The 5,566-nt window shown below is 44.8% G+C and carries 9 protein-coding genes; all 9 read left to right on the top strand.

The annotated features are described in order from the left end of the window. Positions 1 to 155 precede the first annotated feature (155 nt). The 9 genes from ACYVG7_RS11355 (at position 156) to ACYVG7_RS11315 (ending at position 5,513) form a co-directional block, all read left to right on the top strand. Positions 156 to 353 carry a DUF6506 family protein gene (locus ACYVG7_RS11355; protein WP_460883222.1) on the top strand — a complete coding sequence of 66 codons (198 nt, stop codon included), beginning with the start codon at positions 156 to 158 and terminating at the stop codon, positions 351 to 353. 192 nt (positions 354 to 545) lie between these two features. Beyond that, entirely contained in the window at positions 546 to 965 is a 420-nt protein-coding gene (locus tag ACYVG7_RS11350) for a hypothetical protein (protein ID WP_460883221.1), read from the top strand. A 144-nt stretch (positions 966 to 1,109) separates the two neighbouring features. Further along, the gene (locus ACYVG7_RS11345; protein WP_460883220.1) at positions 1,110 to 1,448 is read left to right on the top strand and encodes a nuclear transport factor 2 family protein; all 339 of its coding nucleotides are present in this window, start codon (positions 1,110 to 1,112) and stop codon (positions 1,446 to 1,448) included. A 45-nt stretch (positions 1,449 to 1,493) separates the two neighbouring features. Continuing rightward, positions 1,494 to 1,910, top strand: coding sequence for a hypothetical protein (locus tag ACYVG7_RS11340; RefSeq protein WP_460883219.1), 417 nt, complete (start codon positions 1,494 to 1,496; stop codon positions 1,908 to 1,910). 81 nt (positions 1,911 to 1,991) lie between these two features. Further along, positions 1,992 to 2,318 carry an excalibur calcium-binding domain-containing protein gene (locus ACYVG7_RS11335; RefSeq protein ID WP_460883218.1) on the top strand — a complete coding sequence of 109 codons (327 nt, stop codon included), beginning with the start codon at positions 1,992 to 1,994 and terminating at the stop codon, positions 2,316 to 2,318. A 101-nt stretch (positions 2,319 to 2,419) separates the two neighbouring features. Beyond that, positions 2,420 to 3,511 (top strand): type I restriction endonuclease, encoded by a 1,092-nt coding sequence (locus ACYVG7_RS11330; protein WP_460883217.1) that lies wholly within the window; start codon positions 2,420 to 2,422, stop codon positions 3,509 to 3,511. A gap of 154 nt (positions 3,512 to 3,665) precedes the next feature. Beyond that, positions 3,666 to 4,181 carry a GNAT family N-acetyltransferase gene (locus ACYVG7_RS11325; RefSeq protein ID WP_460883216.1) on the top strand — a complete coding sequence of 172 codons (516 nt, stop codon included), beginning with the start codon at positions 3,666 to 3,668 and terminating at the stop codon, positions 4,179 to 4,181. Positions 4,182 to 4,225: 44 nt separating this feature from the next. Then, positions 4,226 to 4,621, top strand: a complete 396-nt coding sequence (locus ACYVG7_RS11320; protein ID WP_460883215.1) for a VOC family protein — start codon at positions 4,226 to 4,228, stop codon at positions 4,619 to 4,621. A 256-nt stretch (positions 4,622 to 4,877) separates the two neighbouring features. Beyond that, a complete protein-coding gene (locus ACYVG7_RS11315; RefSeq protein WP_460883214.1) occupies positions 4,878 to 5,513 on the top strand; it encodes an EAL domain-containing protein in 636 nt (211 codons plus the stop codon). Positions 5,514 to 5,566 lie beyond the last annotated feature (53 nt).

Genomic DNA, 5,566 nt, shown 5'->3' with positions numbered 1-5,566 from the left:
TAAAAAGAGCCGGCTGGAATGACGACTATCGGGCTCAGTTATTCTTTGGTTAAAAGATCAACAAAGTGTGCTCCCGCCCTGATAACAAGGGTGTGCGTCCTATGGTGAATGCTCTCTGCAGATGATAGTTATAATGTGTCGTCAGAAAAATGCTGATGTCGTCATTAGAAGAGGCGTTTATCGCTGCTGATTATTTAATTTCAACTGATATCGAATTAATTGAACTGTGTGGAGGCTTTAATGCTCACGACTACCAGCTCGTGATAGAATATATTGATTGCTCTATTCCAGTTGGTCGCGCTCGGTTATCAGGTCCGGAGCAAATGAAATTGGATTCATTTCTTAATAAATAATTTAAACTGGTACAAAAAGCGCAAGTTGAATACGGTTACCTCCATAATGCCGGATCAGTTTTAAATAGATAGTTGAAATTGACTGCCTAACAAAACAATATTAAGGATAACATTTTGATTCTTAGCCTTGTTCTTTCCGCATCCATATTTGGCTCTCTCCATGAGTCATTGTATCGGGATATGACGGACTCTATGGATACATCCGTCAAGGGTGAATATGTGCAATTTCGTGGACAAGAGATTATGTTCCAACATCAGATGTGGCGAGTTAATACTAAATCGGTGTGTTCTAATTATCAGCAGTATTCCCCTGAACATACCCAATGTACTACTGCAGCTAGCGAATACTTTAACGAATCTTGCCGCTATCTCAGTAATAATCCATCATCAGAGCGATTCGGAAAACAAATCCAAAGTATGCTCTGTGCTGCATCGGTTTCATTCCAACCTACTATTGCTGAAATCAGTTCGCCAAAGGCAAAGAACGATCTGGAAAAGCTGGAATCTGAATGCAACCAACTCATTTTTCAAGCATCTAATTCGGATGATGAATCTATCGCGACTCAACGCGATCATGTGTGTGAAAAATTCCAAAAGCTATCGAATAAATAATCAAATTTTGACGACTTCAATACTCTGCCACCCGCAGCACAGGTCTTTACCTATGGCGGATTATTCAGTATCGTTTTGGCGATCGCGAGAGCATCAGAAATTGCAGTTCTCGTATAATTTGGCTGGAAGCCCAAGGAATTTATGATGTCATACCAGGATCAGTTTGTTGCTTACTTAACCCACTATGCCAATAAGGATATTGCGAAGATATCCGAGATGCTGGCTGAGGATGTGACGTTACGGGATTGGAAGATTTCAGTCTCGGGCAAGGCCAGCGCTATCGCGGAAACCGAGAAGAATTTTCAGGCGGCCGATACGGTCGAGATCGAAATACTACATCTATATGCAGCCGAACAAGGGGTGGCTGGGGAATTACGCATCACAGTAAATAGCAAAGATATTTTGTATGTGGTGGATGTAGTCAGCTTTAATGCCGAGGGCAAGATTAAGGCGATCCGGGCATTTATTGGTCGCGGGGATTAAACGAAATAAATCCCCTCCCCTGTGCCCGACCGGAGAGGCGTGACGATGGATCGTATTCAATACAATGACGGCTACAAATATCAACTGAAACAGGATTATGCTCTGAGTGTGCCGCTCAAACCGGCGGCGCGATTTGATTCCGATTTTCTGCAGCTAGATACTGATGGTCGGTTATTGATTAAACAGGGCTATGCCTGGGATGGTCCGTCCGGGCCGACGATTGATACCTTGAATTTTATGCGCGGGTCCCTGGTGCATGATGCCTTATATCAATTGATGCGCGAAGATTGTCTGGATCATATTCAGGATCGGGCGGTGGCGGATCAATTATTACGCGCTATCTGCATTGCCGATGGTATGTGGCGGCTTCGCGCCTGGTGGGTCTATCAAGGCGTGCGTTGGTTTGGTAATCCCTACGCCGATCCGGCCTGCAAACGCCGACCCATCTGGGCACCGAAATAACATATATCCCAATCCTCTGTGAACGGCTTAATATCCGGCTTCTACATCGCGGGCATCATGAATTAATTCAGGTTAACACTTATGAAGAAACTACTTCTTATCGTCATCTGCATTGCAGCTTGGCAATTCTATCAACAACATATTGCGTCTGAACCCGTAGCGACTCAGGGACAGGCATTTGAGTCCAACTATGAACTCGACACAGTAGTTGATAATCCCATTAACCCTGTCGCTGAAATACGGGCCTCTGCGCCAGTATCAAGTAAACAGTTCCGCTGTGATGGTCGCGTCTACTGCACACAGATGCACTCCATGGCCGAGGCTGAATTTTTCATCCGTAATTGTCCAGGGACAAAAATGGACGGCAACCATGATGGTGAACCCTGCGAAAACGACAGCCGGTTTTAATAACTCCATTCTATCTATAAATAGCGCCATTCTGTAATTTAAACATCGGATAGCTTTATACACCACGCTACTTAACGCAGAGCATAATTGAGGGAAATAATATGGACTTTACTGAGCGCCTACAAAGCCTTGCTAAAAAAATTGCGCAACAATCATCAATGATTGCAACAGAAGAAGCGACCAAGAACGCTTTTGTAATGCCATTTCTCCACAACGTATTGGGATATGATGTATTCGATCCTACAGAAGTAATTCCTGAGTTCACTGCTGATACCGGCATTAAGAAAGGTGAAAAGGTTGACTATGCCATTTTGAAGGATGGGCAGGTTCAAATTCTTGTCGAGTGCAAGAAATACAATGAAAAAATATCGACAAAACACTCGGGACAGTTATTCAGATATTTCTCGGTAACGAATGCACGCATCGGCATATTGACCAATGGCGCTATCTATGAATTTTATACTGACCTAGACGCCCCTAATAAAATGGACGAAAAACCATTCTTAACTTTAGATCTTGAAGATATTGATGAACACATAGTCCCAGAAGTGTTAAAGCTGACTAAGAGTTCATTTGATGTAGATTCCGTTGTTGATGCAGCGGGTGAGTTGAAATATCTAAGTCAGATCAAGAAGCTCCTAGGGGAGCAGTTCAACGCCCCCGAAGAAGACTTTGTTAAGTTCTTTGCGTCCCGCATTTATGATGGGGTATTGACGGCTCGCGTTAAACACACTTTTACTGACATAACCACCAAAGCCCTCCGCCAGTTCCTTAATGACAGCATCAATGCACGATTAAAATCGGCGATGGGGCCAGGAGTAACTTCATCACTATCACTCAAAATTGACTCTCAACCTGAGACCGCTTCACTAGATGTAGTTGTCGATACTGATGAGAAGTCAAAGGTGGATACCACAGTCGAAGAAATTGAAGCATTTAACGTTATCAAAGCGATATTAAGACAGAAATTTGATGTAGCAAGAGTGATCGCACGAGATACTCAAAGCTATTTTGGTGTTCTACTCGATGACAACAACAGAAAACCATTATGTCGTTTACATTTCAATGCCAAACAAAAATATATTGGCATCTTTGATGAGAACAAAAAAGAGACTAGGCATCCAATCACATCTATCGACGATATTTTTGGTTTTACTGAATTATTATTAAGCTCCACATCGGTATACGAATAATCGCAGCACATATCTATAACACAGTAGGACCTAGCCGTTTATTGGTTTGACTTAGATTTAATCATCCACTAATCGGCTAGCCATCTTTTATCCATTCTGGTCTTAGTGTTATGCTGGGTCGCCATAGGTGCGGTTATATCCAGGAGTATCCGTGATGGAATTAGTCATTCGGCAGGCAGAAAAGCAGGATGCGGCTGGCATCAAGAAGATTTACGAACAGCCCCACGCAATTGCCGGGACATTACAACTGCCCTATCCCTCGGTGGAATTATGGGAGCAGCGGCATACTCAGGCGGATGCCTCCTACCATAATCTGCTCGCCGAATATGAGGGCCGGATTGTCGGCCAACTAGGATTGCAAACCATCACCCGCCCACGCCGTAAACATGTGGCCTCATTCGGTTTGGCGGTGTGTGCTTCGGTATTAGGCTGCGGTGTCGCATCCCGACTGGTGGCTGCAGCCCTGGAGTTGTGCGATAACTGGTTAAATATTGAGCGCATCGAGTTGGAGGTGTATACCGATAATCAGGCGGCGATTGGATTATATAAAAAGTTTGATTTTGTCATTGAAGGTGAACATCGCAACTTTGCCTTTCGCAATGGCTGTTATGTGAATGTCTACACCATGAGTCGCATTAAATCCGCACTGCCAAACCTACACGCAGAATAGGTTAATAAACCGGATACTGACCTCTGTCACCAGGAGCGCACAACATGTTTTCTCATCTCTTCATCAGCGTGACGGATTTCGATGCGGCATTTGATTTTTACCGTGCCCTGATGGCCGAGCTGGGGCTGGAGCTGCGCTTTTGTGAGCAGGAAAAGCCCTGGGCGGGCTGGCAGAGTGCCGGTGGCGCGCGACCGCTGCTGGTCATCGGCAGGCCGTTTAATGGCCAACCCCATCATCCGGGAAATGGTCAGATGGTGGCCTTGAATGCGGCCAACCGCGCCATGGTGCAACGCGCTTATGCCACGGCACTGGCCCATGGCGGCAGTGATGAAGGCAAACCTGGATTACGGCCGCACTATCATGCCGACTATTATGGTGCCTATTTCCGCGATCCGGCCGGCAATAAACTCTGCGTGGTCTGTCATCAGCCAGAGCCTTAATTGCTGTGCATTAATCTGTGCATTAATATCCATACATTAATAATTAGCTGGCGTTGTAGTCTTATTTAGCTAGCGCTACAGTCTCATAGCGATGATCATTTATAAAGCATAAATATCAAGCAATATTATTGTAATAACCCAGTAGCGCTTGATATCGGATAGCGATCAACGGCATCAACTGGTAAATGGCTGCAGGGGTAAACTCCGACTATAATAAAAACCATATATTAATCCTAGAATTTGATGAGGAGTGTGCATGATGAATAAACCGGCAAATGATCTCGACCTTTACTGCGAACAATGCCGCAAGGAAACGGATCTGGGGTTTGATTTCACCATGGCCTTCCAACCCATAATACACTGCTCGGAGCGGCGCATTTTTGGCTACGAGGCTCTGGTTCGTGGTTTGAACAATGAATCTGCCTATTCGATTATTTCCCAGGTTAACGATGATAACCGCTATCGGTTTGATCAGCTATGTCGGATTAAAGCCATTGCTCTGGCGGCCAAGCTGCAGATGGGCAGCATGCTCAGTATTAATTTTCTACCCAATGCGATTTATCAACCCGAGCGTTGCATCCGCACCACGCTGCAAGCCGCCAAGGATCATAATTTTCCGATTCAACAGATCATGTTTGAATTTACCGAAGTCGAAAAGGTCGTCGATAGCCAACATATTCTGCATATTGTTGAATATTACAAAAGTTTAGGCTTTAAAACGGCGATTGATGATTTTGGATCCGGCCATTCTGGTTTAAATCTGTTGGCGGATTTCCAGACCGATATTATCAAGCTGGATATGGAGCTGCTGCGCAATATCGACAAAGATCCGATCCGGCAGATAATTGTCAAACACTGCGTACAGGGCGCTGTTCCCTTTACGTGTTGTTGACTATTTTCACCCCACCCGATAACCAGGATTTTGCACTGTTGGGCTCTTGGTTG

This window comes from Pseudaeromonas pectinilytica, assembly GCF_054780855.1.
The sequence above is the reverse complement of the archived record's forward strand: the minus strand, read 5'-3'. Positions and strand labels throughout refer to the sequence as shown.

Bases quoted from the DNA above. Each gene is read 5' to 3' on its own strand.
- ACYVG7_RS11345 (WP_460883220.1), top strand. From the start codon at position 1,110: ATGTCATACCAGGATCAGTTTGTTGCTTACTTAACCCACTATGCCAAT.
- ACYVG7_RS11350 (WP_460883221.1), top strand. From the start codon at position 546: ATGGATACATCCGTCAAGGGTGAATATGTGCAATTTCGTGGACAAGAG.
- ACYVG7_RS11330 (WP_460883217.1), top strand. From the start codon at position 2,420: ATGGACTTTACTGAGCGCCTACAAAGCCTTGCTAAAAAAATTGCGCAA.
- ACYVG7_RS11335 (WP_460883218.1), top strand. From the start codon at position 1,992: ATGAAGAAACTACTTCTTATCGTCATCTGCATTGCAGCTTGGCAATTC.
- ACYVG7_RS11355 (WP_460883222.1), top strand. From the start codon at position 156: ATGTCGTCATTAGAAGAGGCGTTTATCGCTGCTGATTATTTAATTTCA.
- ACYVG7_RS11340 (WP_460883219.1), top strand. From the start codon at position 1,494: ATGGATCGTATTCAATACAATGACGGCTACAAATATCAACTGAAACAG.
- ACYVG7_RS11320 (WP_460883215.1), top strand. From the start codon at position 4,226: ATGTTTTCTCATCTCTTCATCAGCGTGACGGATTTCGATGCGGCATTT.
- ACYVG7_RS11315 (WP_460883214.1), top strand. From the start codon at position 4,878: ATGATGAATAAACCGGCAAATGATCTCGACCTTTACTGCGAACAATGC.
- ACYVG7_RS11325 (WP_460883216.1), top strand. From the start codon at position 3,666: ATGGAATTAGTCATTCGGCAGGCAGAAAAGCAGGATGCGGCTGGCATC.